At 40.6% G+C, this 26,819-nt stretch carries 27 protein-coding genes; 14 read left to right on the forward strand and 13 right to left on the reverse strand.

Annotated features, from left to right (window positions below):
* Positions 1-5: 5 nt before the first annotated feature.
* From LEP1GSC195_RS10880 to LEP1GSC195_RS10890, 3 genes are read right to left on the reverse strand one after another with little or no spacing between them, the layout of a single operon-like run.
* On the reverse strand, positions 6-668 hold the full coding sequence (locus LEP1GSC195_RS10880; protein ID WP_015680537.1) for a hypothetical protein: 663 nt from the start codon (positions 666-668) through the stop codon (positions 6-8).
* A 7-nt stretch (positions 669-675) separates the two neighbouring features.
* Positions 676-1,218, reverse strand: coding sequence for a hypothetical protein (locus tag LEP1GSC195_RS10885; RefSeq protein ID WP_015682480.1), 543 nt, complete (start codon positions 1,216-1,218; stop codon positions 676-678).
* 3 nt (positions 1,219-1,221) lie between these two features.
* Positions 1,222-1,632, reverse strand: a complete 411-nt coding sequence (locus tag LEP1GSC195_RS10890) for a hypothetical protein (RefSeq protein ID WP_015680676.1) — start codon at positions 1,630-1,632, stop codon at positions 1,222-1,224.
* Positions 1,633-1,873: 241 nt separating this feature from the next.
* On the opposite strand from LEP1GSC195_RS10890, the gene ilvC reads away from it, so the two are divergent.
* The 4 genes from ilvC to LEP1GSC195_RS10915 all read left to right on the forward strand — a co-directional run bounded on the left by ilvC (position 1,874) and on the right by LEP1GSC195_RS10915 (position 5,488).
* Entirely contained in the window at positions 1,874-2,875 is a 1,002-nt protein-coding gene (ilvC, locus tag LEP1GSC195_RS10895) for a ketol-acid reductoisomerase (RefSeq protein ID WP_015682044.1), read from the forward strand.
* A gap of 50 nt (positions 2,876-2,925) precedes the next feature.
* Positions 2,926-4,245, forward strand: a complete 1,320-nt coding sequence (locus tag LEP1GSC195_RS10900) for a thiolase family protein (RefSeq protein WP_015682537.1) — start codon at positions 2,926-2,928, stop codon at positions 4,243-4,245.
* Between the two features lie 347 nt (positions 4,246-4,592).
* Positions 4,593-4,787, forward strand: coding sequence for a DUF2283 domain-containing protein (locus LEP1GSC195_RS10910; protein WP_015681514.1), 195 nt, complete (start codon positions 4,593-4,595; stop codon positions 4,785-4,787).
* A gap of 44 nt (positions 4,788-4,831) precedes the next feature.
* Positions 4,832-5,488 (forward strand): HD domain-containing protein, encoded by a 657-nt coding sequence (locus tag LEP1GSC195_RS10915; protein WP_015682273.1) that lies wholly within the window; start codon positions 4,832-4,834, stop codon positions 5,486-5,488.
* A 123-nt stretch (positions 5,489-5,611) separates the two neighbouring features.
* Here the strand turns inward: LEP1GSC195_RS10915 and LEP1GSC195_RS10920 are convergent, their stop codons facing one another.
* Positions 5,612-6,478, reverse strand: a complete 867-nt coding sequence (locus tag LEP1GSC195_RS10920; protein WP_015682167.1) for a hypothetical protein — start codon at positions 6,476-6,478, stop codon at positions 5,612-5,614.
* 119 nt (positions 6,479-6,597) lie between these two features.
* Here LEP1GSC195_RS10920 and LEP1GSC195_RS10925 point away from each other — a divergent pair, with 119 nt between their 5' ends.
* Positions 6,598-7,440: an SH3 domain-containing protein gene (locus LEP1GSC195_RS10925; protein WP_040507093.1), complete on the forward strand. Its 843-nt coding sequence runs from the start codon at positions 6,598-6,600 to the stop codon at positions 7,438-7,440.
* A gap of 5 nt (positions 7,441-7,445) precedes the next feature.
* Complete coding sequence (locus LEP1GSC195_RS10930) at positions 7,446-8,699, forward strand: phospholipase C/P1 nuclease family protein (RefSeq protein ID WP_015681360.1); 1,254 nt, start codon at positions 7,446-7,448, stop codon at positions 8,697-8,699.
* Here LEP1GSC195_RS10930 and LEP1GSC195_RS10935 read toward each other — a convergent pair.
* The 3 genes from LEP1GSC195_RS10935 to LEP1GSC195_RS10945 all read right to left on the reverse strand — a co-directional run bounded on the left by LEP1GSC195_RS10935 (position 8,696) and on the right by LEP1GSC195_RS10945 (position 11,632).
* Positions 8,696-9,076 (reverse strand): DUF2237 family protein, encoded by a 381-nt coding sequence (locus LEP1GSC195_RS10935; RefSeq protein WP_002971716.1) that lies wholly within the window; start codon positions 9,074-9,076, stop codon positions 8,696-8,698. The two genes, LEP1GSC195_RS10930 and LEP1GSC195_RS10935, sit on opposite strands and share 4 nt — an antisense overlap.
* Before the next feature lie 154 nt (positions 9,077-9,230).
* A complete protein-coding gene (locus tag LEP1GSC195_RS10940; protein ID WP_015682174.1) occupies positions 9,231-10,430 on the reverse strand; it encodes a M23 family metallopeptidase in 1,200 nt (399 codons plus the stop codon).
* Positions 10,427-11,632 (reverse strand): M23 family metallopeptidase, encoded by a 1,206-nt coding sequence (locus LEP1GSC195_RS10945; RefSeq protein ID WP_015682708.1) that lies wholly within the window; start codon positions 11,630-11,632, stop codon positions 10,427-10,429. Before LEP1GSC195_RS10945 ends, LEP1GSC195_RS10940 begins: the two co-directional genes overlap by 4 nt.
* Before the next feature lie 103 nt (positions 11,633-11,735).
* Here LEP1GSC195_RS10945 and LEP1GSC195_RS10950 point away from each other — a divergent pair, with 103 nt between their 5' ends.
* Positions 11,736-12,473, forward strand: a complete 738-nt coding sequence (locus LEP1GSC195_RS10950; protein ID WP_015682404.1) for a glutathione S-transferase N-terminal domain-containing protein — start codon at positions 11,736-11,738, stop codon at positions 12,471-12,473.
* On the opposite strand, the gene cutA is transcribed toward LEP1GSC195_RS10950, so the two are convergent.
* Complete coding sequence (cutA, locus tag LEP1GSC195_RS10955) at positions 12,443-12,766, reverse strand: divalent-cation tolerance protein CutA (protein WP_015681698.1); 324 nt, start codon at positions 12,764-12,766, stop codon at positions 12,443-12,445. The two genes, LEP1GSC195_RS10950 and cutA, sit on opposite strands and share 31 nt — an antisense overlap.
* A gap of 50 nt (positions 12,767-12,816) precedes the next feature.
* Here cutA and LEP1GSC195_RS10960 point away from each other — a divergent pair, with 50 nt between their 5' ends.
* Positions 12,817-13,605, forward strand: a complete 789-nt coding sequence (locus tag LEP1GSC195_RS10960) for an NADase-type glycan-binding domain-containing protein (RefSeq protein WP_015680871.1) — start codon at positions 12,817-12,819, stop codon at positions 13,603-13,605.
* A 22-nt stretch (positions 13,606-13,627) separates the two neighbouring features.
* Here LEP1GSC195_RS10960 and LEP1GSC195_RS10965 read toward each other — a convergent pair whose 3' ends face one another.
* Both LEP1GSC195_RS10965 and LEP1GSC195_RS10970 read right to left on the reverse strand, forming a co-directional pair.
* Positions 13,628-14,671, reverse strand: a complete 1,044-nt coding sequence (locus LEP1GSC195_RS10965) for a hypothetical protein (protein WP_015681397.1) — start codon at positions 14,669-14,671, stop codon at positions 13,628-13,630.
* A 108-nt stretch (positions 14,672-14,779) separates the two neighbouring features.
* Positions 14,780-15,874, reverse strand: coding sequence for a DegT/DnrJ/EryC1/StrS family aminotransferase (locus tag LEP1GSC195_RS10970; RefSeq protein ID WP_015682448.1), 1,095 nt, complete (start codon positions 15,872-15,874; stop codon positions 14,780-14,782).
* Positions 15,875-16,007: 133 nt separating this feature from the next.
* Between LEP1GSC195_RS10970 and LEP1GSC195_RS10975 the strand changes: the two genes are divergently transcribed.
* Genes LEP1GSC195_RS10975 through LEP1GSC195_RS10985 form a run of 3 tightly spaced genes read left to right on the forward strand, consistent with a single transcriptional unit; the run spans position 16,008 to position 21,914 of the window.
* The gene (locus LEP1GSC195_RS10975; protein WP_015681312.1) at positions 16,008-17,282 is read left to right on the forward strand and encodes a valine--pyruvate transaminase; all 1,275 of its coding nucleotides are present in this window, start codon (positions 16,008-16,010) and stop codon (positions 17,280-17,282) included.
* A complete protein-coding gene (locus tag LEP1GSC195_RS10980; RefSeq protein WP_015680662.1) occupies positions 17,279-19,600 on the forward strand; it encodes a hypothetical protein in 2,322 nt (773 codons plus the stop codon). Before LEP1GSC195_RS10975 ends, LEP1GSC195_RS10980 begins: the two co-directional genes overlap by 4 nt.
* Before the next feature lie 49 nt (positions 19,601-19,649).
* Positions 19,650-21,914, forward strand: a complete 2,265-nt coding sequence (locus LEP1GSC195_RS10985; protein WP_015682671.1) for an arginine/lysine/ornithine decarboxylase — start codon at positions 19,650-19,652, stop codon at positions 21,912-21,914.
* A 137-nt stretch (positions 21,915-22,051) separates the two neighbouring features.
* On the opposite strand, the gene LEP1GSC195_RS10990 is transcribed toward LEP1GSC195_RS10985, so the two are convergent.
* Entirely contained in the window at positions 22,052-22,693 is a 642-nt protein-coding gene (locus tag LEP1GSC195_RS10990) for a hypothetical protein (RefSeq protein WP_015681976.1), read from the reverse strand.
* Between LEP1GSC195_RS10990 and LEP1GSC195_RS10995 the strand changes: the two genes are divergently transcribed.
* A complete protein-coding gene (locus tag LEP1GSC195_RS10995) occupies positions 22,692-23,726 on the forward strand; it encodes a calcium/sodium antiporter (RefSeq protein WP_015680975.1) in 1,035 nt (344 codons plus the stop codon). The two genes, LEP1GSC195_RS10990 and LEP1GSC195_RS10995, sit on opposite strands and share 2 nt — an antisense overlap.
* On the opposite strand, the gene LEP1GSC195_RS11000 is transcribed toward LEP1GSC195_RS10995, so the two are convergent.
* Positions 23,716-24,636: a DNA-processing protein DprA gene (locus LEP1GSC195_RS11000; protein WP_015681625.1), complete on the reverse strand. Its 921-nt coding sequence runs from the start codon at positions 24,634-24,636 to the stop codon at positions 23,716-23,718. The genes LEP1GSC195_RS10995 and LEP1GSC195_RS11000 overlap by 11 nt on opposite strands.
* An 11-nt stretch (positions 24,637-24,647) precedes the next feature.
* Positions 24,648-25,565 carry a tetratricopeptide repeat protein gene (locus LEP1GSC195_RS11005; RefSeq protein ID WP_040506656.1) on the reverse strand — a complete coding sequence of 306 codons (918 nt, stop codon included), beginning with the start codon at positions 25,563-25,565 and terminating at the stop codon, positions 24,648-24,650.
* Between the two features lie 50 nt (positions 25,566-25,615).
* On the opposite strand from LEP1GSC195_RS11005, the gene LEP1GSC195_RS11010 reads away from it, so the two are divergent.
* Both LEP1GSC195_RS11010 and LEP1GSC195_RS11015 read left to right on the forward strand, forming a co-directional pair.
* Entirely contained in the window at positions 25,616-26,044 is a 429-nt protein-coding gene (locus LEP1GSC195_RS11010; protein ID WP_015681172.1) for a GNAT family N-acetyltransferase, read from the forward strand.
* On the forward strand, positions 26,041-26,814 hold the full coding sequence (locus tag LEP1GSC195_RS11015; RefSeq protein WP_015680767.1) for an SDR family NAD(P)-dependent oxidoreductase: 774 nt from the start codon (positions 26,041-26,043) through the stop codon (positions 26,812-26,814). Before LEP1GSC195_RS11010 ends, LEP1GSC195_RS11015 begins: the two co-directional genes overlap by 4 nt.
* Positions 26,815-26,819 lie beyond the last annotated feature (5 nt).

Here is a 26,819-nt window from a genome sequence, read left to right on the forward strand (position 1 = left end):
TTACTTCATTCTTTAGGTAAATCCAAATAGATCTGGTCGATTGCTTCTTGGAAACCGTTCAAATACAAGGTAGAGAAAATACTCGGTTCGTGGGATAAATTTCCATAGTCTCTCATTTCGAATAGAAACGGAACAGGTAAATACCAAGGGCTAAAATAACGGGTTCCGGAATGGGTGCTTACTTTTTCAGAGACCAGACTATTTTTATGATATAACTTTACCGTAACATCCAAAGCGACTTTTTGTTTGCAAGGGACAATACAGAAAGTAAGCATTTGTAATAATTGCATAAGACTACCTTCCTCCCAATTGCTTCGAGGTCGAGCTGCCGTAACAAAGAATACATAGTCTGTTTTTACATTTGTCAGTTGGAAATCTTTATCATCGATATTGTGAATGTAAATTTCTTTCCACTGATACCTAGACTTACCGACCTCTATTTGTTTATTTGCAAAATATTGAGTCACTGATTCTCCAAATAGCGGACCAACCTCTACCGAACCTGAATATTCTTTACGAAAGTACATTCTGTTTTGATTTAGAATCGTAACAGTATCGCTGATTTTCCCTTTTGTGGAATCTTTTGGGATATTTCTTAAACCACGATCTAAATTAGCAAAGGAACAATGGAAACATAAACTGAATAAACTAAAATAAAAAAACTTCACGTATGCTTCATTCCTTTGTTTGGGGAGATTCTAAAAATTCTTCGATACAAGGAAGTAGAATCTCTGTTCTTTCCTTTTCACTCATGGGACCCAAGTCTCCACCTTTTGATCTCCTGTTTATTGTATAGTCACCGTGGTTGATCATCGAAACGAGATTATAGAATTCAACTTGCTTGGGATTTATACTCCGAACCAATCCAGTGCATGCTCGAAAAGAACCGAGGGCTGTGAATTCTTTACGGAAGTAAGTGAATTTATATTCATCGTTAGCAATTTGACTGGCTCCCAATCTGTTGGGAAACTGTTTCTCTTTTGCATCCATCCACTGGTGGATGTCCATTCCTTCCGGAAGAGTGACAGGATTCTTAGGATATATCCTCCTTTCTGGTGGAAGGAGGCTTGCACATCCGATCAAAAGAAAAGTGGAGAGAAGAAGAAAATAACGAAATGAAGTCACCAAACGATGGCGAGATTTCGTTCTCTTCGGACAGATTGTACGGTATAACACAAGTAAGTCCGAAGAGAGTTTACAAATTTTCAAAGGATCCAAGGTCTATAACCTCCATTTCCCGGGATTGCCCATATTGTGGTATCTACCCGCAGGAACATGAAGGGGATTGTGGCCACCGCCTCCGTGGGTTCTGGGGACTTGGAACTGGTTCCCTCCGCCATGATAGGGATACGGAACCCCATAACTTCCTCTAGATCCTTGGTAGGGATAGGGGTAATCGCGGTAGTTGTGGCCATTCTGACTCGGATGCCTTGCATAATAGGAGTCGTGGACGAGATCAGGACTGACACAACCTCCTCCGACGAGGGCCAAACCACTCACAAAAAATAAGGAACAAAAAAACCTAACGAGCCTTTGACGGTTCAGTTTTTCCACGGATTCAAAATTGATTCTGTTCATCATGAATCCAGTATAGGGGTTCGGATCCGATTCTCCAATGGAGGGTTTCCGCATTTGCGGTTAACACCTATGCGCATGGTTTGTGTTGGATCAAAATAGTTGAAGGGAAGTAGAAAAATATTATGTCTCTTACGCGCCCTTGATGTGGAGGAGGCGTCAGCCGTCCGAAGGACCGAAGCGAACGCGGAGTCCGGAACCAGCAAGGAAAGGCGCCCTAATTCGTTCTTGTTTCCCTCGTTATAGTTAAAAATGATGGAAAAATAAGTTAAATTTTCCGCAGGAAGTGTGCCCATCCATGGCAAATATCTATTACGACGACAGTTGCGATCTAAATCTCCTTAAAGGTAAAACCATTGCAGTGATTGGCTACGGAAGCCAAGGTCACGCCCAAGCTCAAAACATGAAAGATTCTGGTTTGAAAGTCATCATCGGACTTCGCGACGGATCCAAATCAGTAAAAGAAGCGAAAGAAGCTGGTTTTGAAGTTTTCAGTGTTGCGGAAGCTGCAAAAAAAGCAGACATCATTCAGATCCTCGCTCCAGACACCATCCAAGCTGACATGTATAAGGCGGATATTGAACCGAACCTTACTGAAGGAAAGGCTCTTGTATTCTCTCATGGATTTAACATCCATTACGATCTTATCACTCCTCCAAAAAACGTAGACGTGTATATGGTAGCGCCAAAAGGTCCAGGACATTTGGTTCGCCGTGTTTACACAGAAGGTGGTGGAGTTCCTTGCTTAATTGCGATCTACCAAGATGCAACGGGCCAAGCAAAAGCTCGCGCTCTCGCACACGCTAGTGGCGTAGGTGGAGGAAGAGCAGGAATTTTAGAAACATCTTTCCGTGAAGAAACAGAAACTGACCTCTTCGGAGAACAAGTAGTTCTTTGTGGTGGTGTTGCAAACCTCATCATGAGTGGATTTGAAACTTTGACGGAAGCGGGATACGATCCAGAGATCGCTTACTTCGAATGTTTACATGAAGTCAAACTCATCACTGATTTGATTTATGAAGGTGGACTGGCACGTATGCGTTATTCCATTTCTGATACTGCAGAGTATGGAGATTATATCAGCGGACCACGCATCATTGATGCAGGAGTCAAAGCTCGTATGAAGGATGTTCTCACTGATATCCAAAAAGATAAAGGTGCAGCGTTCGCTAAACGTTGGATGGCCGATACAAAAGCTGGATACCCTGAATACAAAAAACTCAAAGAAAAAAATGCTGCTCACCCGATCGAAGCCGTAGGAACAAAACTACGTTCTATGATGAAGTGGCTTGCGAAGTAATTTTAAAGGTAACTAAAGTTTTAGTCTAAAGAAAGGAAGAAGGAATTTTTATGAAAGTAACACAAAAGATAGTACTCGCAGCACCAGCACGAACTCCTTTTGCTCAAATTGGCAAGGCGCTCTCACAGTACTCAGGACACCACCTCGGAAAAATCGTAGGTGAAGAAGTTATGAAACGCAGTGGTTTGAAACCTACTGATATCGACGGTGTGATCGTTGGTGAAGGTTTTTCTAACGCACCAAACTCGGCACGTGTGATTGCAAACTTACTTGGACTTCCTATGGAAATTCCTTGCCTTACTGTTGCAAACAACTGTGTCTCCGGTTTGGAAGCAGTAGCAGAAGCAACTCGACGTATTTCACTTGGTGAAGGAAAAGTATTTCTCGTGATTGGTGAAGAATCGCAAACTTCTATGCCATTCGTTGTGAAAAACGCTCGCCTTAACAAAAAAACAAACAGTTTGGATGCTCTTACAAAACTTCTTCCGAATGACCTTCCTGAAGGTGTAGAACTTCGTGATACATTGGAAGATGGACTTGGTGATGGCGAAACTTCTTTTGGTATGCAAGTAACGGCAGAAATCCTCGCTCAAAACTATGCCCTTCCACGCGAAACACAAGACAAAGTAGCTTACGAATCTTTCAAACGTGCCTTTGATGCGACTCAAGAAGGTCGTTACAAACCATACATTATGGAAGTGAAAGACGATGAAGGAAATATGTTACAAGCTGACGAAGCAGTTCTTCTTCGTGAAGGTCTTGTAAAAAACCCAACTCGTATGGGTCGTGCGATGTTACTCTTTGACAACCCTCAAATGAAATTTGACCAGTTCAAAGAAAAATACAGCAAATACTTAAAGAAATCACATGGACCTACTCTTTCAATCTTCAATGCAAGCCCACGTTCTGATGGAGCGGCTGGTATCATTGTAGCTTCTGAAGATGCAGCTAAAAAATTAGGTCTGACTCCAAAAGCTTATATCAACGGTTTTAACATGCGCGGTGTGGATCCAAACCTAATGGGTCTTGGCCAAGCAGAAGCAACCATAGCTCTTCTTGCAGAAACAGGTGATAAAATCGAAAACATCGACATCATCGAAATCCACGAAGCGTTTGCTGCGACTGCAGTTGCGGCTCTTGAAGAAATCAAAACTAGAACTGGTCTTGACTGGGAAAAGAAATTTGATGAGAAAAAAATCAACCCGAACGGTGGATCTATCTCCATTGGACACCCGTTTGGTGCTACTGGTGTGAGACTCCTTCACAACGCCATCATGGACTTTGAAGAAAACAAAGACGTGAAAAAGGTGCTTGTGACTGCATGTGCACACGGTGGGATCGCAGGATCTATGATCGTAGAAAGAGCGTAATCGAATTTAAGATTCGATACGTTTCGATCAAATGATCGAAGTAAAAAGCCAAGGGAAACCTTGGCTTTTTTTATGGGGAAAGGGGAACCGTAGGATATAGTCAACTACCCTAGTATGTGAGTGAAATTTACTCCGTACTTTCAAAATGAAGTCCTAAAAAAACGCCCTGAAATCCAATTAGAATGGATATTACAAACCTATCACTTTCCGGATTATAAGGAAATACAGGAAGACGGAAGGATACGTCTTTGGAAATGGATTGACCCTTCGAGAAAATACCTTAGAGTCATACTGTTGGAAGATGAGATGACAATTCACAATGCATTCTTTGACAGAGGTTTCAAACCATGAAGATTACATATTATCCAGAAACAGATTCTCTCTACATTGATTTATCAAAAAAGGTAGCTTTTGAAACGAAAGAAATTTCCCAAGATATTAATGTCGATTTAGATGAGACTGGTTATCCCGTCGGTATCGATATACACGGAAATGCCTCTCAATTCATTGATCTATCCACATTCGAATTGGAGAAACGATAACTACGGAATCTAAATTGTATCACTCTTTGACAGAAGGTATTCCCATGAAGATCGAAGAGAAATGTAAATCAAGATTCCAAGCCCTGCTCCAAGATAACAAAGACATCTCTGTATCTCAGAAAGATTCCCTCTGGGAAGAAATTAGATCCCACTACTCGGAACCCCACCGCACCTACCACAGCCTAAATCATCTCTACCAAATGTTAGGGGAATTTGATTCGGTATCTAAGGAATTACAAGATCCAGAGATCGCACTCTTTGCCTTATTCTATCATGATTTGATTTATGATGTCACTTCCAAAACCAATGAGGAAGAAAGTGCAAAGATCGCCAAAGATAGATTATCCGAATTAGGAATTTCACAGGAACGGATTGAAATTTGCATAGAACATATTCTGGCAACCAAATCACATCGATTAGGTGACAAATGCCATCCAGATACATCTTTCTTTTTAGATATTGATATTTCCATTTTGGGAAGCGAAGAATCCAAATACTACAAATATGCAAAAAACATTCGCAAAGAGTATTCGATATTTTCTAGCGAAGACTACCAAAAGGGAAGAATCCAAGTATTGAATCATTTTATCGAAAACATTCGGCTCTTCCATACAGATTTCTTCTTTGATGAGTATGAAATGCGAAGCCGTCACAATGTAAAATTAGAGATCCATAGTTTACAAAAAGGTGAACTTATTTAAAAAGAAATTTTGAATTTGGGAAATAAATTTGTAAGGAAAAAGGGGATGTGGTAATAGGTGTGCATTGGGAGGCGGGTCTAGTTCCCCACCCAAATCAGGGCGGGGATATAAAGATTCACACCCCTACCCCTCAAACCGTCCAAGCATCGGAACAAGCCCTTCTTTCGTTTGCCCAGCCGTATCATATCCAGGAAAGATCTTAAACAACTTCAGATAAAAATGTTTTTCAATTCGTTTGTTTCCGTTTTTCGTTTTTTCAAACACATCTTTGGCAAACAAATGAAACTCAAAATATCCCGTTTTAAACCTTCCATTTACATTGAGTCGACTTCCGATTCGGAATCGTAAAGGCTGATTGTTATCCAGAGATTCAAAGCAAGGTTCTTCTTCAAAAGATAAAGACTTAGAAATATGAATCCTTTGTTTCACACCCATTTCGTGGAAGTCCTTGGCTCCGGGAAGTTGTAACAAAACTTTTCCTTCTCTTCTGAATTCCAAACTGTAAGATAGAATTTCAAAGTTAGATATATCTACTGCTTTTATATCAATCGTTAGGTGGTGATCTAAGACTTCAGTGGACCTGGTAACAACGTTCCCTTCTCTTTGGCCAATTGTAATGACCTTACCTTCCGATATTGGAATTACATATTTAAAAACCAAACCAGGATCAGGTAAATCCTTACCTTGGATGATCATTGCAGAATGGATTGGTGTCTGTGTAATGGTATGGATATCCGCAATAGGAACTTCGGCCAAACTCGATGGATTCTGATTCATTGCAGAACTTACACCTTTTGAAATCGATTTTGATTTGAATGCTTCTAATGATCTTAATTTAGCAATCGTCAGCCTTTGCATGACAGTAATTAGGATAAGTACGGCAACGAGCAAGATAAGCACAAACACCCAAGTTTCATAGGCATTCATTCTCTCTTCCAAGATTCGGATTTGGTCCATTGAATACGATTTCATTACCTGTGCGAGTATCATTCAATTCCTTTCCGATGACAAAGCCTACAAAACTATTATCGACCTATCGTTTCGAGAAAAATACCATTCCTTTGGAAAAGAGATCGACTATTGGTAGTCTGTTCCCTATTTTTTGCACTATGTCAGGTTACAAAACTTTTCGATACCTTCTACTAGTTATATTTGTTTTTCCCCTCTTTCCACAAAGTCATTGGGATGACTACATCCATGAAAAAACCATTGGCTCCACCTATCGCATATTTGGTGACAATGTCAATTTAAGAGAATCCGATAACCTGAAATCAAAAGTCAAAAAGAAACTTTCGATGGGAGCTGTAGTCACCATTCTCGCAAAAACGAACCAAATCATGGAACAAGATTCAGTAAAAGAGTATTGGTACAAAGTGAAATCTGAGAAGGACACTGGTTTTATCTGGGGTGGACTGATTGCCGACTACTCCTTCCCTTTGGAACAGAACACAATCTTATGCAGAAACTTAGGAGTCAAACGTCGCACACTTGAATTAAAACTAATCCAAGGTGATAAACTTCTATCTCAATCCAAATGGGAAGCTGGTGCCGTCAGTAACGAAAGCTGGAATCATAAAATCTACCCTGCTTCACAATTTTCACCGAGTCCTAAGTTTTTATTCGGATTATCATATTTTGTTTTTTCTGAAATCGAAAATGGATCTACTAGTGAACAATTGATCAGCATCACTTCCGATTCAAAATTAGTATCCCATTTTTCTTGGAACCACGGATCCTGCGATCCACCTTCCTGCGGCGAGTCATGGTTGGTATTTCCAGGGGAAACATTACCCGAAGATAAAAAAACAAAAAGAAAGGTTACCAAAGGAAAAACCAATACAATCCAAGAGTTAACACATATATTCGATATCGATAACTCCAAAACTCACGAATACTACAATTCAGAATATATATGGAATGGAACCAAATTCCAAAGAAAGGAAAACCCATAAACACTATGAAACAATTCTTCACAACTATTCTAATTTTGACTTTTACATTACCCCTATTTGCCTGGAACAACCATGCAGGAATTACCTATCTAATCTTAAAGGACCATTGGAAGGATAAAAACGCACCCAAAGTCAAAGTAGAATCTTTAAAAACTTTTTTATCAAAGGAAAAATCCTCGATTCAAGACAGTTTGTCTCTTTCAGAAGAATGGGCTCTGAAACAACTTCCACACCTAACACCCACAAACGAAAGTTTGAAATTTTCAAAAACAACAAAGGATGCCGACCTTGTAGTCAGTTTTTATAAAGCCCTTCGTGTCAATCCCAACCACAAAGCAGCCTTGTACATCCAATCAGTTCTCAAAAGAAATGGAACCAAACTTCCATTAAACCAACTCACAACACTAAATGACAAAGGGAAATTGGGAAACGAAACTTTTTTAGCCCTTCAAGAAGGGCAAACCATCGGTGCTGATGAAGTTTTGATTTCAGCCACGGATGAACCTGACTATGATTTAGATTTGTATTTATTTGAAGATAGCGCAAGTGAAGTGGGGAAAATTTATGGGTTTGGAAGCCAACCATTCGGAAATCCAGCCGTTGAGTTTTCCTCACAAGCTCCTTTCCACATGGGATTCTTTTATGAACCTGGAATCATCTTTGCCCTTGCCGGTTTTCTAAAACGAACCTATCCCGAATACCGTATCCACCAATTTACAGAGCTTTCCAATTTAGCATTCCGAACAGGCCATCCTTATTGGGGCTACCGTTTTGCTGGTTGGGCCTTGCATTATATCCAGGACCTCACACAACCTTACCACTCCTCCGTACTACCAAGAGTCAGTGCGGCAAAACAAATTGGCGTACAACTTGTATCTATTGTGGGATACCAATCCCCAAAAGATAATATGATCCGGTTTGTTTCAGGAAGACATACTTTAATCGAAGAATATCAATACTATTTGATTCGAAACTTAATCGAAACAAAAAACTGGAACCACTCTGTCGCAAGTTCCATCACGGGATTTTCAGAAAAGGACCAAATCGAATGGCAGGGAATGGATGCTTTACGGGGAAATGTTTGTAAAGAAGCTTATGATGCTGGCGAACCAATGGATGAGCAACTGGAACATTTAGAAATTCCTAAGTACGAAACCCTATATGAGCCAAACCATCCGATACATAATATTCTTGGATCCCTTTTACGTAATACATCCAAACACACAAGAGCCTATTTGGATGCTCTTAAAACAAACTAATCGAAATCGTCCGCCGCAAATCTTTCGAGTAACTCCAAAGGAATGATCTCTAACGCACGTTTGTGGGTGGACTCAAGAAAGACCTTTGGAGGAACTCCGTTGCGGTAAGCTTCTAACCACCTAGAGGCGCAAAGGCACCAACGTTCTCCGGGCTTTACTCCCGGGAAAGCGTATTGTGGCCAAGGAGTGATTAGGTCATTGCCACTTTGTTTTTGGGATTCTAAAAATTCTTCTGTTGCAAGAACACAAACCGTATGAGAACCAACGTCATCATCGGATGTATTACAACATCCATCCCTAAAAAAACCAGTCAGAGGATGAGTGGAACAAGGAGCCAGGGGTCCACCGAGTACATTCAAAGATTCATCCATTTCCATAGGAATCTCAAACTAGATAGGCAATCAAAAATGGGAAGATGTTTCTGCAATTAAGTGCGAAAAAAGATGGGGGTTTGCACCCCCAGTAGAACGACCAAAAGGTCTTGGAAAGCCCATAGCCAATCTACTATACATACATTTACTTGTCAAACGCTTATGCTTTTACATCAAAAAAAAGAATCTTTTTTTCCTCTCCGTTGACCCTCACTCGGACCTTCCAACGGCCAATAAACTTGGGATTGTTTGCAATCGACAGGTATCTACCTTCAAAGGCCAAATTCCTTTGAGCGACCCAGTCCAGTTTCATAGGCTCAAAACCCTTTCCATCAATAGATATATCTACCTCAATCCGTTGGTTTCCTGGCCTGACAAACTCCAAGGAGACCAAAAAGTTCTCACCCAACTGAAAAGAAGTTTCACCGCATTGTGTCTTTTCTCGTTTTGTTGTTAACTTACAAATTTGAATGTCTTCTTCTAGTATGTCGGTTTTGGTATTGATGCCTACACGCGGATGCCAATACATATAATATTCATTTAGAGTGTCCCTATCGGAATATTGTGTTTTAAACACAGTTGGGATTGTTGTTACTTCTAATTGACGATTTGGTTTATGTACTTCGAAATGTAGGTGAGGCCCTTGCGTATAACCAGTGTTACCCGAGTATCCAATCAATTGCCCGGCTTCTACCATATCTCCCAGTTTTACAACAACACCATTTTTCATTAGGTGGGCATAATTCCCCAAAGTTCCATCCTCATGTTGGATGATGATAAAATTAGCCTTTGATAATAAATCCCTTCGAAACCCACCTTCCGAATAACGTGCCTCAGTTGCCATTACGTAACCTTTTCTTGCCGCATGAACTGGAGTGCCTACAGGGATTCCAAAATCGATAGAATAGGCGAAGTTACCAAAATGAGTAACCGATCCATTGTATCCCTGTACTACCTTTGCACGAATTTCTGGACTAAAAGGCAATAGATAACTCACAGAATCATCATGAATGCTATCCCAATCACCTGGCCTTACACGAAAGGAAAAAGAATGGAAGGCATTTTTGGTTTTGTCTTCTAATAGAAATTTTGTTATATATACTGGAGCTGGTCCCTTAACTACAACAAAGTATGGGAAAACTAAATCTGTTTTAAAATTGATAAGGGTGGCATTGAGCAAAACGGAATTTGTAATTTTAGGATTAGGATTGTGGTTACGGATGGACAGCTCAATTCCATCTTCATCCTTTGTTTGAATAAGACAAATCCATTCTTGATTGCATTCTTCCGTAACATTGGTTTCCGCATACAATCCAAAGGAAAAACCCAAAAACAATAAAATAAATAAAAACCTGATCACTTTACACTCGTTACTTGAAATTCAATTTCTTTTTGGACAATGCCATCTATAGAGATAGTTGCAGTCCAATCCCCTTCCATAGATTCCGAAGGATCTTCCAATTGGACATCTAAATAGGTATCCCACCATTCAGGATTTGTCTCCCAATTATACAATTTCAAAATAGAGGTTCCATTTTTACGAACGGAAATTTGTATCTTGTAACGAGATGGTTTCAAAAGAGGAATATAAAAGTAGAGAGGAGAACCTTTCGCAAAAGATGTACCATTACAGCCTAAACGTTCCAAATTTTGAATCGATTCACAGATTTGGATTTCCTCTATATCAGAAACAATCTTAACCATAGGTGCATTTGGATCTCTTCGCCAATGGAGTTGTCCCTCCGAGACAAGTTCCCCCTCGGAGGACTCTGTTCGAAACAATGTCGGAATTGTTTTTTTGCGTAAGTTGGGAGTTGGCTTGTACACTTCAAAATGTAAATGAGGACCGTCACTAAATCCAGTACTACCAGCATATCCAATAGGAGTTCCAGCAGCAACTCGTTGTCCACGTTTGACAAGAACACCCATATAACGGAGGTGAGCGTATTGACCAATCGTTCCATCCTCATGGAGAATCTTTATATAATTTGCTGAGTGGATATATTTCATTTCAAATCCACCCTCGTTATTTTTTTGTTCCGTATCGATCACAATGCCATCTCTCGCGGCTGTAATCAAATCACCTTCTTTCAATCCAAAATCAATCGAATAACGATTGTCACCTTGATGGCTTTTGATTCCCTTATAACCCTGATAGATACGAACTTTCATTCCCTTCTCAAAGGGTAGGTCGTAAACAGTTTTTGGATCATGAGAAACGGAATAATTACCAAGAATCCATTTATATTTGATTTGATAGACCCAGCGTTTGTTAGGTTTATTTACTTTCAGACGGAAGAGTTTTTTACGTTTGGGACCTTTTAATACCGTAACCAAAGGGAGTTTTAGAGAACTTTTCATATTCGTGGAAGTTGCATTGACAGAAATAGTTGTATAGGTTTCATCGATAGCTATTTTGTTTTGGAAGTAGATGTCGACTCCCGTTTTGTCCTGAACATAAATAACACAAAGTCTTTCCATGGAGCAGAATTCTGAATGTTCTTTGGCAATTAAAAATCCAATAGGACAAACCAAAAATAGGATGAAAAAACTAAATCTCATAAAACAGGAATCATATTAAAGATAGGAACACTTAGAAGACAATCCATTTTCCATGACAAAAAACTTGATTGCCGAATGATTTCTTATCTGCAAACTTCGACACATGAGTTCAACCTTATATACTTTTCCCATCTCTCATTTTTCTGAAAAAGCAAGGTGGGCATTGGATCTTGCAAATTATCCCTACCAACTAAATCCACTGGTTCCCGGACAACACATCCAAACGTTAAAACCTCTTGTGAATGATCTTTATGTGCCAGTTTTAGAGACGGAGACAGGTATCATTCAAGGTTCAGGGAACATTTTAGATTTAGTGGAAGAAAAAGCTTTTGGTCACAAAGCATCAGCAGAAGAAAAACTGATGGAAGAGAAAATAGACACACAAATCGGAAAAAGTTTACAAACACTTTTATATCACTTTATCCTAGATTATCCAGATATTGTAGGGAAATTGTTTTTATTAAAACCTGTTTCACTTAGTGAAACGGTAGGACCTCCAGAGCATTTTGATTTGATTGCCTTATCTCTCAAAAGAAGATACAAAATCACTCCAAAAAATTTGGAAGTCGTAAAACAATCTTTAGATGAAGGTTCCAAAGAACTACTAGAAATATACAAGAGCAGAAAATTCTTCAATGGAGATTCTTTCGGACGAGTCGATTTAACGGTAGCAAGTCTTATGGGTATGCTTGCAGAACCAAAAGAATCCCCCGCCTATCCTTGGTTTGCATCGGTTCAAATGCCCGATTCTTTTCTTACGTGGCGTAAAGAATTAGGACTGGAATTGTTATTCGATAGAATTAAAGAGTTCTATAAAGAGTTTCGAACCCAATCCAAATAATCGGGATTTCCTGAAACAATAGGCCACAAAACAATGCAGGGAGTTTCATAAGAATGTAATTCTTTGATTCTCTGCATTAAAAGCTCCGACTTCTCCTTTGTTGTTTTATATAAACAAACAACTTCTGTTGACTCTTCCAAAACATCTTTCCAAACGTAAATGGAATCCATTCCCTTGAAGATGTTGGCACAAGCAGCCAACCGTTCAGTAACAACAATTTTGGCGATTTTTTTTGCCTCCTCTTCAGAGGAAAAAGTAACATAGACTGTGTAGTAATCCCAAGGTTCATTCATTTAATTTATTTCCTACTTGCTCAAAATTTTAGATACATATCATTTTGTGTATGCAGTTTTCTTTTTCAAAAACTTCCCTACTCATCGGCGCTATCTGCTTGCCGATCTTTGCCGGACCACTCAATCCTCCGAGTATTACTTCCACGAGTCAATTGTTACCAAAGTCAAAAAAATACACACCCATCTTTGCTATGGATGGAAAACTCAAAACCAGTTGGGTCGAAGGTGCGGATGGCGAAGGAATTGGCGAATCCTTACAAATCAAATACAAGTCACCTATCAACTTTCGTTCTTTATCCATCTACAATGGATTTGGTGATCCAAAACTTTGGGCGACAAACAATCGAATCAAAAAACTAAAAATTTCCACAGAAGAGGGAAATGAAGAAATTATCACTCTGAAAGATAGTTTGTCTCTCCAAAGGATAGAATTCAAATCCGAACTTCGGGCTAGAGAAATCTCTCTCACTATCCAAGAAGTATATAAAGGAACTAACCCCGAAAATACAGCCATCGCAGAAGTGGTATTCAATTCAGAACAAGCGGGATCAGCCCTCATTCCTCCTAAAAATACATGGGCCATTGGTAAGTGGAAAACAAAATCAAATATAGCAAGGATCCAACTTCATAACGATGGAACTTGTGAGATGGGGTACGAAACAGCTAAGATGTTATGTACTTGGACGGAAAAAGGAGACAAAGTCATCGTAAGTTTAGAGGCAACTCTTCCTCTTACCAATACTGATATTTTAGAAATCAAACGTCGCGGAAATCCATCGGATCCTACGTTAGAAATTAATGGAAAACATGAATTTATCTCGAACAGAGACGGAGTTTAAGACGACGATTTGACTCTTTCCATTAATCCATCCAAGACAACCAAATGGATTCCACCACGGAAGGTTCCTTTTCTTCCGTGGTTTCAAAATACAATACAGTATTTTGGTAAGGTTTGCCCGATAAATCTCTAACGGGAGTTAGCAGAATCATCATTATATCTAACTCTTTTTCAAGCCGTTTGAGGGTAGTCCACTCATCGAGCGAACCTTGTTTGGGATAAGGCAAAATCAAAATTCCACTTACCACTTCCTGTTTAACATTTCTTTTTTTACGAACTTCAAAGAGAATGCGACCTATCGAATAACGAAAGTTAAACTCGGAAACTGGTTGGATTTTTACAGTTCCTTCTTCCCTATACAAAAATCCATCAATGGCACAAGGACCAGAATATTCTTTGGGGATAAGGCCTTTGACATCGCGAACCAAATCCATCACTGGTGGCAAAAAGGAGGCGGAGTAAGGAAACTCAGAACCTCCAATCCGAATCCCCCGAAACACCCCTTCCTTATCAATGAGCATGGCCGTAGCAGTGAGATAAAAGAATTCCCCATCCCGAACATCCCAAAGAGTGGAAAAATCAAAAAACCTTTCCTCCCCTACCCAAAACTCAGCGATGATAGGAAAACCAAATAGCTTTTTGTTTACTTGTGACATCTTCCAGGAATCAGAAGCCGATTTAAAAATGATATGATTTCTGCCAGCAAGACCAAATTCACTTTTGAGAACGATGGGAAGTTTTGATTCTTCTAGTTCAGCAAACAGATGTTCTTCGGAAGAAATTACCTTTGCCGGTAGAGGAGAGTGGTGTTTTCGAAAATCCAGTTGTGTGATTTTGGAATTGAGATACCGCGAAGTTTCAATGCGAATGGGATCTTCGAGAAGCCTACCTTCATACCATTCATTCCGACATCCCCATTCCACTAAGGTCACTTCTCCCAGAAGAGCACCGTCTTGGATGGGGGTCCCTGGTGTGAGGCCAGATTCCTTCCAATGAGAAAAGAGTTCCTCGCTCGGTAATTCTTCTACAAGGATAAAATCTTCTTCCCTTGAGATCGGAAAGAACATCTTCTCTAAACAACGATTCCTCCGTTTGAGGGAGGAATCTAAATTTAAGGGATTAAGGGGTAATCTATACTCAAAAAGTGAGTCTAGATAATAGAGAACCTGTGCCAATCAATAGATGCGTCGGATGGCTGTTGCGATCCGTTGTACGTTATCTTTTGTTAGGTTAGGATAAATCGGTATACAATGCCCTCGTTGGTAAAGACGTTCTGCATTAGGAAATTCCAAAGGGTTCACTTCCAATACACGGTGAAGTGGTTCATCCACAGTTCTTTGAGTTCCGATATGGATGGATTTAAAATATCTTTGGATCTCTTCGTAGTTTTGTCCCGAGACAACTATAGGAAATCTTTGGAAGGTATCTTCTGTTGGATTTTGGAAGTAGGTTTCTAGCCGAGAATTTTGAACCGCTTGTAAATAAGCAGAGGCGATTTTTTTCTTACGTTCCAAGATCACACCCAGTTTGGAAAGTTGTTCAATTCCAAGAGCTGCTTGGTAATCTACCAAATTGTAATCATACTTTGGTTCACCAAAGTTACGTTTTGCGGAAGGACCCGATTTGTATGACTTTACTGCATTGGAAAGAGAAACTTCTGAAGTAATGATCATCGCACCGTTTCCAGTGGTAATGATGTTTTCTGCACTGAGTCCACATATCGCAAGTCTGGATTGTTTTCCTACACTTATGGTTTCGGAAGTTGCCCCAATGGCCTCAGTAAAGTCTTCTAAAACTTCCAAACCTTCGATGGAATAATCACTCAAACGAATGAGAGATCCAAAACTATGATCAAAAAGAGCGAAACGAGCACCCGATTCATTTTTTTTGCGAAGGAATTCTTCAGGACATGGATGGAAGGAATTTCGTTTCAAATCCACAAGCACTGGTTTTGCTTGCAAAAGGAAAATGGCATCCAAAGCAGAGATCGGAGCATAACTAGAAAGGAGAACCGAGTCTCCTGCTTTTACACCTAACGCAAGTAATGCTAAATGGTATGCCGAGGTAAGGGAATTAGAAGAGATAGCATGTTTGATTTTAAAAGTGTGACAGAACGTTTTTTCAAATCTTTCCACAATTTCACCCGTAGAAAGATGTTCGTCTACGAGACATTCCAAAACACCTTTCAGGTCTTCCCGAGAAAGGGTAGGTTTAAAAAATTCGATATCTTTTTCTTTTCGAATGGGTCTTTGTATTGTTTCGGTGCTCATCCAACAGCACTCCTCTATATTATGTCACTTAAATACCCTGTTTCCGAATTATGTCACTTCATTTTTCGAAATGCGAACATAATTTTAGAATTCCCTTAGAAAAAGGGTTCTGGATGCGGAAAGTCTGGTGAATATGACCCCCATGACGGATTCTTTTTCTTCTCTTTGGGCCACTCGCCTCCGCCAAAACCAGGGAATCCGATCCCTGATGGAAGATCTGGGCCAAGTCACAGGCCATCCAGACGAAATCCTACTCGGCGGCGGAAATCCGGCGCATATTGCAGAAGCAGAAGAAATTTTTGCCGATTGTTTTCTCTCCCTGGCTAAAGACCCTTCGCTTACGGCACTTCTCGGCGACTACCAAGCTCCCATTGGGAATGAACGTTTTCGCACCCTCGCTGCAGAATACTTATCTTCGCATTTGGAGGCAAGGCTCACTAAAGACAACATAGCTTTTTTGAATGGAAGCCAAAATGCCTATGCGTATTTACTCAACATCCATTCCGGCAAAATGACAGATGGGAGTTTCAAAAAAATCCTTCTTCCCATTGTGCCAGAATACATTGGTTATGCGGACCAATCCATCGAAGCCGATGCCTTTGTGGCAACCAAACCCGAAGTGATTCCGACAGGGAACCACAGGTTTCGTTATGGATTAAACAAAACTGATTTTGATTTGTCGAGTGTAGGTTGTGTTGCTCTTTCTCGCCCTACCAATCCTACAGGAAATATTCTGTCTCTAAAAGACATTCATTGGATGGAAGAAAGAACCCAAAAGGAATCGATTCCCCTCCTCATTGACTTAGCTTATGGAAACCCATTTCCCAACTTAATTGGAGAGGAAGAACCTGTCACTTATCGGGATGGGAGAACTCTCTCACTCAGTTTTTCCAAAATTGGGCTGCCGGGAGTTCGTTTAGGGATCATCATTTCGAATCCAGAGACAATTGAAACTCTTTCTTCGTATGCCGCGGTAGGCAATTTAGCAGTGGGAAATCTCGGTGTGTATATGATGGACATCCTATTTCGGAAGAACATTCTTCCACGCCTTGCAAAAAACGTCTTACGTCCGTTTTATGACAAAAAAAGAGAACTTGCAGTTTCTATCTTTGAATCGGAATTCCAAAAACAAGGTGTTGAGTACGAAATCCATGACCCTATGGGTGGTTTTTTTCTTTGGATTCGTTTTCCAAATCTATCTGTATCCAATCACAAACTTTACCACCTTTGTAAAGATAAACGGCTCTTTATTGTTTCAGGACATTATTTCTTTCCGGGATTAAACTCAGATTTTTCGCACACTCAAGATTGCATACGTTTGACATATTGCCGTAAGGAAGAAGAATTAGCCAGGGGAGCCCATATCCTAGCGGAAATTGTGGCCTCTCACCAGGCAAAATCCAAATGAGCGAAGACAGCATTGATCTATCAGACACAGTCGTAGAGAACTCCTCATCCAAAGAGGAAAGTTCTGCCGATAGACCATCCGCACAGTCCTACATCTTTTTGTCTGATTCAGTGGGAAGTCTTACACCCACAGCACGTTGTATCTTAGATGAACTCAAAGACTGGCACAAACGTTTAGAAAAACACGGCAGCAAAGAAAAACATGCATCGTATCTAATGACCGTGGATAAACTTCCCGAAGCTTTGGGGAAGTACACAAACCTAGGAACACAAGGCCGGACTGAAAGTTCCATCCACCATGCCCTCCGTCAAATTTTAGACATAGACCATCGAGGTCAAAATCGTGCCGCTTACGCCTATCCTTACCTCATTCGTACTGGCAGCAAAATCTCTTCTAAAATAGCACTTGTGGCACCGCAGAACGAAAACAAAACGGACACACAACCCTATAGACAGGCTTGTTTTCGATTTTCACAAGACCTCATCAAAGTCCTTTTAGAAAACCGTGCCAAAAAAGGAAGGAACTGGGATGAAGACAATCCTGGATCTTTACTCTTACAAAAAAACAAAGAGGGAAACACTTGGTTGTATCCCAAACTCGGTTCTTTGGAAGCAGAAATCTCCTCACTGGTGAGAAAGGGATTTGGAAATTTGCCTTATATTCCCATGCCAGACTTTCTCCAAGACTTCACTGACTTTGCACGGGAACAAAACTTGGCACTTTCTGTTCTCACTGATTATCACATTGTCATTGATGAACTAAATATTTTGCCCGATGGAAGTTTCAAACGTTTACCAGAAGTTGTAAACCAAATCCTGGCTCATATGAATGGATTGGAACATTTTACAAAAGAACAACTCACAAAACTAGCCAAAGATGCAAAGTATGAATCCTTCTTAGCTTCCTTTAGTGATTATATATCTAAGCCAAAATTTACTTCCTTAGATTCTAAAATGAATCCTGAAGAAGAAGTAAAAAAGTTTTTATCCGTTATCGAAAACTTTCCTTATCCGGTAGAAAAAGGAAACAGAGCTCTATCCATCAAAGAAACGATTGAACTCAGTGTAAAAATCCTAAAAAGACTATCGGAAGAAAAAGGATCCGTTCTGACTCGTAAGGATGATAGCATTTACGGAACTGTAAAAAATGCAGTAATCAGCAAAATTCCAGAACACACTAAAAATCATAACACACTCCTTCGAATCGACTTCGAAGAAGAAGTCGCGAAGGCAGGAATCACCTCAGAAGAAAAAGCAGACGAATACATCAAACGTTTGAAAGACGATGTGTTCTCAGACCATTCTTATTATGAAGAAAAACTTCCTGATGGCAGATCTGTTTATTATGTAGTAGATCATGGTTATATGGCAGCAGTCATCCACAAACTAGCGTTTGAGGGCAGAACCAATCCAGAATACAAAAAACAATTGGGTTATGCTAAAATTATCAACCATAAACTTTCCAATCCCAAACATCCAGAACTCAATAACAAACTCAAACCCGAGTTGATTGCAAAACTGAATGCCGATGTCAAAAATATGGAAGTGGAAGAATTGGAAAAAGAACGTTCCAATGAAATCCGTTCCCGCTTCAATGCCGTTCCAGGTATATTGACATTTGTGGTAAGCACCCTGATCTTTATCACAGGAGCATATTACCTCCGTTCGGCGATGCCAATTTTTTTCGGTGTGCCCTTCTCTGTGGTACTTGGGTTTATGGCGGCCATCTACTTCCGCGAAAAATCCACCGAGGAAATCCGAGAAGACATCAAAAATTCTGGGAAGTTTTCGGGGGTTGGGGATTGGGGCAAACCAAATTACAATACAAGCTCCTCTTCTTCAAACTACGAAGACGAAGGGGAAACCAGCAAAAAAGACGAGAAACTATCCAATATCTACAAAGCCGCAGATAATTTCGTATTTCCCAAACGATTCAATAAAATCACAGATAAAGTTTTGGATCCCAAGTCCTTACGTTCGCGAATCTACGAAAACTTGGACAATATCAAACGAAACAACATGACTCTAGCCAAAGAGAAAGATGACGATAAAGTAGCTTCTACTGTCGAATATGCCGTTTTACAATCCGTTTCCACCATTATCATTCCAGAAGATGTTGCCATTCGGGATCTTCCGAACACCATTCTCATCAACCGCACTGATATGAAATCCGCACTGTTCCGTGGCCAACTCGCTGACCACTACAGAGAGGAAATGAACAAAAAGAAGTTCGATAAAAAATTGGTTAAGTACTACACCTACCTCATCAACACGGTAGAGATGGAGTATTATAAATACCTTCCGAAAAAACGAGTTTAAATACTAAAATTATTTGATTCTAAAGGGGTCGCTCTTCCTATGGAGTGTGATGTATCAAAACGGTATTGTACAATTTCCTATCATCATCATCGATGAAGATTTTCGTTCCGAAAATGCCAGTGGTCTTGGCATTCGAGCAATTGCAAAGGCCCTAGAAGGCGAAGGAATCGAAGTACTGGGAGTCACCAGTTACGGAGATTTAACGAGTTTTGTGCAACAACAAAGTCGGGCTTGTGGATTCATCCTTTCCATTGACGATGAAGAGTTCACACCGGAAACAGAAGGTGAAGTTCCAGATGCTCTCCGCCAACTCAAAGACTTTGTAACGCAAGTTAGACATAGAAACGCCGACATACCTCTGTTTCTTTATGGTGAGACTAGAACCAGTCGCCACATTCCCAACAGCATATTAAAAGAACTTCACGGCTTCATTCATATGTTTGAAGACACCCCTGAGTTTATGGCACGTGCCATTCACAGAGAAGTAAAATCTTATTTAGATAGTCTGCCTCCACCATTTTTTCGTGCCTTAACACAATATGCACATGACGGAAGTTATAGTTGGCACTGCCCTGGTCACTCGGGTGGAGTTGCCTTTTTAAAAAGCCCAGTTGGCCAAATGTTCCACCAATTTTTTGGAGAGAACATGCTTCGTGCTGACGTTTGTAATGCGGTGGATGAACTAGGCCAATTACTCGACCATACGGGTCCTATTTCTGCCAGCGAAAGAAACGCAGCGCGGATATTTCAATGTGATAGTTTGTATTTTGTTACTAATGGTACTTCTACTTCCAACAAAATTGTTTGGCATAGTACGGTAGCACCGGGTGACGTCGTGATTGTAGATCGAAATTGCCACAAAAGTATTTTACATGCTATCACTATGACTGGAGCCATTCCCGTATTTCTTATGCCAACAAGAAACCACTTCGGAATCATTGGACCCATTCCGAAGGCGGAATTCAAATGGGAAAACATCCAGAAAAAAATCGCAGAACATCCGTTTGCAAAAGAAGTAAAAGGAAATCCTCGAATTCTCACCATCACCCAAAGTACTTATGATGGAATTCTTTACAATGTAGAGGACATCAAATCAGAGTTAGATGGTAAAATTTCGACTCTCCATTTCGATGAAGCTTGGCTTCCGCACGCTTCCTTTCACAGATTCTACACCGGAATGCACGCCATTGGTTCTGACAGACCTCGCCCCAAAGAAAGTATGATCTTTGCCACTCAGTCCACACACAAACTTCTTGCCGGTCTTTCACAAGCAAGCCAGATTCTTGTCCAAAACAGTGAAAAAGAAACCCTAGATAGAAACCTTTTTAATGAAGCATTTTTGATGCACACAAGCACAAGTCCACAGTATGCCATCATTGCTTCTTGTGATGTAGCAGCAGCCATGATGGAATCTCCCGGTGGGAATGCCCTTGTGGAAGAGTCCATTGAGGAAGCCCTAGATTTCCGACGTGCTATGCGCAAAGTAGGTTTGGAACTGGAAGAGGATTGGTGGTTTAGTGTTTGGGGACCAGAAGCTCTTGCCGATGAAGGGGCAGGAGAACGAGATGAATGGATTCTGAAAACCAATGACCGTTGGCATGGGTTTGGTGACATTGCTGAAGGATTCAATATGTTGGATCCCATCAAAGCAACTGTCATCACTCCTGGTATGAGTGTGGAAGGAGAATTTGCTGACTGGGGAATCCCTGCACTCATTCTCACCAAATACTTAGCAGAACACGGAATCATTGTAGAAAAAACAGGACTCTATAGTTTCTTTATCATGTTTACCATCGGAATTACCAAAGGCCGATGGAACACAATGGTAACCGAATTACAACAGTTCAAAGATGATTATGATTCTAACCAACCACTCTGGCGTGTGATGCCCAAATTCACCACCACACACCCAAAATACGATCGTATTGGACTCCGAGATCTATGCCAGTCTATGCATGAAGTTTATAGAGCCAACAATATCTCTCACCTAACAACGGAAATGTATTTAAGCCCGATGATTCCTGCAATGAAACCATCGGAAGCATTTTCCAAAATGGCGCACCGAGATATTGAACGAGTTCCGATTGATGAGTTGGAAGGTAGGATTACTTCTGTGTTGTTAACACCTTACCCTCCGGGAATTCCACTTCTCATTCCTGGAGAAATATTCAACATGACGATCATTCGTTATTTACAGTTTGCTCGTGAGTTTAACTCAAAGTTTCCTGGATTTGAAACTGACATCCACGGCCTTGTGGAAGAAAAATCAGAATCTGGACACATGACTTACTACGTAGACTGTGTATCTGAATAAAAACGAGAACTCACAATAACAAACTCCAGGTTGTCTTTCTGACTGGAGTTTGTTTGGGCTATGATCAATCATTTTACCAATTTTTAATCTTAGTTGTTTCTACCAGGTGATAAGAATAATTCACAGAAATTTTTTACCTACTCCCATTCAATCATTTTGACTACATCTTTCAAACAATCTTCTCTAGTTCCTTGGTCTTGTTTGATCACGGGAAGCCCGGAATACCATTTTCCATCAGGATACTTTAGATCTACCCAATAGGAAAACAGGGTGGTTTCTCCGTTGTTGTTTTTGATCTCAATGTTGAGTAGTTTTAAATCGGAAACACCTGTCTCTTTATAAAACACTTCTCCATTGCGAGTCCGAATCCGAATTTTTTTGGGAACAACTTCGTAAGTGATTCCTTTTTTTTCTTCGCGTTTTTGTTTGAGTTCCCAAGAGTCTATCCGCACAGAATCAAGTTCGCTTACGTTTAACTTTTTTTTGTAAAGGATTCCCTCTTTGGAATGTTCAAAAGACATCGACTGACTACCGCTAGATGATTCGCCACGGACGGTCCTTCCATCGCAGAGAGTTAAATTGATGACCCTAGGTTCAGTAGAATCTTTGTCCCCACGAGCATTTCTTGGTTCCTTGGATTCTTCCATGGGGACATTGGGAAGGTTTGGTTCTTTTGGCAATCGTGGTTCTCCGAGTACCGGAGAAAAAAATCCGAGGGTCCCTACCCAAAGAAAGAGTCGCAGTCGGATGAAGTTTTCCATATTCTGACCTTTATCCATGGATGCATTTCTTACTGCAACTTTTCAAACCCTCCCCTTGCCAGTTCTTTTACTCGTGATCATAGGCTCCATCCTCGTTTTGGGCAAAGCCGCTGACATACTAGTCGACGAGGCAGTCTCACTTTCCACTCGTTGGGGAGTTCCCAAAATGATCATTGGCGCCACCATCGTGAGTTTAGGTACAACCCTTCCCGAAGTTTCCGTATCGGTGCTTTCTGCACTAGAAGGAAATCCAGGAATTGCTCTTGGAAATGCGGTTGGTTCCATCATCTGCGATACAGGCCTTATTTTGGGAATCGCTATCTTAATTTCACCACCTGACATTGACAAACGACTTGTAAATCGCCAAGGTTGGATCCAAGTCCTTTCTGGATTTTTACTGGTTTTTGCGGCCCTTCCTTGGGCCAACCTAACTTCCGTTTTCTCTACAGGAGGACGTATTGACCAAGGAACTGGATTTGTATTTTTACTACTGCTTGCCGTTTACATTTATTTGAGTATCCGTTGGTCCAGATCCAAACCAGGGGAATTGGAAGCAGGGATTGATGACACAACCGAATATGATTCCGCACCCTTTTGGATTGTATTATTAAAATTAGTGGGAGCCATCACATTTGTGATCCTTTCCTCAAAAGTGTTGATTCCTTCCGTCCAAGAAACGGCCGTTAGACTCTCGATTCCAGACTCCATCATTGGAGCCACACTTGTTGCCTTTGGAACTTCGCTTCCAGAGCTTGTCACTGCCATCCAAGCTTCCAGGCGAGGTCATTCGGAGCTTGCAGTGGGGAACATCATCGGGGCCGATATTTTGAATGTTCTTTTTGTATCAGGTGCTGCAGCTGCCGTTACAAAAAATGGACTCGAAGCCCCTGTTAGTTTTTTTACATTCTACTTCCCTTCAATGTTAATCGTCTTAATTCTTTTCCGCTTGGGAATTGTTTTCTCTAAAGATAAAATCAAACGGCCATTTGGTGTGTTTTTACTATTTATCTATATCCTTGCCACTGCCGCAGGATTTGTTTTTAAAGGGTAAAATTCAAATCCCATCCACCATCTCTTCTCAATGCAGAAGGGATGGTTCTTTTTTTTCTCCATTCTTCGTAGTCTATCTCCAAAACATTCTCTTCTTCTTTTTCAATTTCTGTTTCATAAAACAATCTTTGCGCACCCTGTCGTATCAATAACCTACCTCCCTCGTTATCAAACTGTTTGGGATGATCAAATACATAAATCTCTCGGTTCTGCTCCATGGCACTATAGGCCGTAGAAATCGTGCCGGACTTACGCCCCGACTCCATAATGTACACTTTGTTCGAAAGGCCAGAAATCACACGATTTCGTTTGGGAAAGGTCCATTTCGCAGGTTCTGTTTTTAGTAAAAATTCCGTGAGAATGAGTTGGTTTGGATCTTCTTTGATCCGTTTATAAAGATCTCGGTTCCCTGGAGGGTATTCCATTCCCAAGGTGGTTCCAAGTACTCCGACAACAGGAAGTCCGCACTCCAAAGCAGAAAGGAAGGCTTGTCGATCAATTCCCAGAGCCATACCAGAAACAACCGCCAAATCTTTATTAGTTGATAAAAATCGAACGAGCTCTTTTGTAGCAGAAAGAGAAACAGGGGAAGACTTTCTCGTTCCTACAATGGCAACCAAAGGGGCTTGTAACAAGCCAATATTTCCTATACAGGCAAATACCAAAGGTGGGTCATAAATTTCTTTTAGATTTTTGGGATACTCTGGATCATAAAAACTCACAAGTTTCCAGAGTGGATTCTTCCCTTTTTCCCATTCGATACACTCTTTCAGACATTGGTTCCAAAAATCCTCCTCAAAATAAGTAGGTAGGACTTGATATAGGTCTACAAAGTTAGAAAAGTTACACCAAAGCCTTGTTTTGCGAAGTAGAGAGGAGACGCGAGGATGCCCCAGAATTGAAACGACCACAACTTAAGAGGTCAATTCGATTTGTTTTGGGCCCCTAATTGGTTTAAGTTTTTAATCACATTGCGATAAGAGGAATTTTCTTCCAAAGATTCTCGAATGGTTCCTTTTTCTTTCATCTCTTCCAAAATGGATTTGATACGAGTGTATTCATCATAAGCTAAGTTAGATTTTCCAACTTGGTATAAAAAATTGGCTTTGGCAAACCTAGTTGGGACATTGTAAGGTTCTTTTCGTAAAATTTGATCCAGAAGGGAGAATGCCGTTTCCACTTCATCATACCCACTGGTTAGTTTTCCGTTCCAAACCTCATCCTTCAAAGAAGAATCAAAATACACAAGTGCCAACTGAAAAGGAAACCGAGAATCCTCTTTGTCTAGTTTGGATAACTGTTTGAATAAATTGATGGCCCGACTACGCCGAGTAGGTTCCCAACCCATATCTTTGGAGGCATTGGCATAGGCTACCGCGGTCTCATATAACAACTGTTTATCTAACTTTCCCGATTGGATGGCTTTATCAAAAAATGGTAATGCGGATTCATAAGAATGGATTTCAAACCCACCCTGTTTTGCATTGGGCAAAGATTCCCCAATGGCTTCTTCATAATAACGAGCTCCCAAATCAGCAGAACCAGCACGCATATAGGCCCTTGCAATCTTCCAAGAAAGGGCGGCCGATTGGTTAGATTTTTGAACCATTTTTCGGATGCGTTTATCCATCTCTTCAATTTCCGCCTCTTCCAAGGCCAACTTTTCTTTCCAATTGACAATATCTTTTTCGGAAGCGGGTTCACCACCAATTCGCTTGCGGTATCTGGATTCGGTAAGTGACTTTAGATAGTCACAACCAGTAAAACTAAAGCCAAAGAGGACAAGTAGGATGCCCATTGGCAAGGATACCAAAGAAAACCTGCTGTTTTTTGTGCCCATCAGTTCGATTTTAGTTTCTTTCTTTTGGATGAAAAGAAAAAAATGTGATTATGTCTCATAGTTTTCGCAGGTTGGGGGAAGCCGACCTTTCCCTCCTCCTCCAATGGGAATCTCTCTGTTTCCCCGGAGAGGAATGGACGGAAAAAATGATCCAAACCCATCTGGAATTCCATCTGGCTTTTGGTTGGGGAGATCCGGATACTCGGTGTTATGCTCTCGTCTGCGAGACTCCATGGGAAATTGAAATCTTTCGGATCGCAACACTTCCCAACTATCGAAAGTTAGGTTTGGCAAAAGAACTTCTTTTGGCGCTCTTCCAAGAATTTCCCAAAAAAGAATTTTTTTTGGAAGTTAAGGAATCAAATGAAGCCGCCATTCACCTTTACCAGTCCGTTGGTTTTATAGAATTAGAGAGACGTAAAAAATACTATCCGGACGGATCCACAGCCGTTCTGATGAAAAGGAATCCATCTGAATGAAAAATGCATATATCACTGGCGCATCCCAAGGAATTGGAAAAGAATTTGTTCGAGCACTTGCTAAAGACTACAATGTCTTTTTGATATCACGCACGGAATCCGATTTAAAAAAAGTTATTTTAGAATTAGAACCTAAATCTCGCGGTATATTAAAGTACTTTGCCCTGGATCTTACCAAAAAGAAAGATGTGGAAGAACTAGCCGAGATTATCGCAAAAGATAAAGATGCGGAACTTGTTGTGAACAATGCTGGATTTGGAACTGTAGGTGAGTTCGCCGCCTTGCCTCTCGATAAAGAACTAGATGAAGTAAACCTAAACGTAAAAACTCTTGTCCATTTAAGTCATGTAGCGCTAAATAGATTCAAAAAAAATAAAAAAGGTTTTTTAATAAATGTGGCGTCTATCGCTGGTTATCTGCCGGCACCGGGCAGTGCAATTTATGCGGCAACCAAAGCTTTTGTAAAATCCTTTACAGAATCCATCCATGAAGAAGCCAAACTCCATGGCATTTATGTACAAGCACTTTGTCCAGGACTGACCCATTCTGACTTCCACCAAAGAGCAGGAATTAGTAAATCCAAGTATCCATCATTTATGTGGCAGGATGCGGATGTAGTGGTAGAAGAATCTTTAAGTGCCCTTCGTTATAACCAAGCCGTCTGTATCACAGGTTCCTTCAACCAAGGTGCGATTACTATTTCCGAACTGATTCCACGAGGTTTTTTACGAAGGTTAAGTGGAAAATACTTAAAACTAGAAGAGGAATAGAATCG

Origin of the sequence: Leptospira wolbachii serovar Codice str. CDC, from assembly GCF_000332515.2 — a bacterium.
Lineage (GTDB): Bacteria > Spirochaetota > Leptospiria > Leptospirales > Leptospiraceae > Leptospira_A > Leptospira_A wolbachii.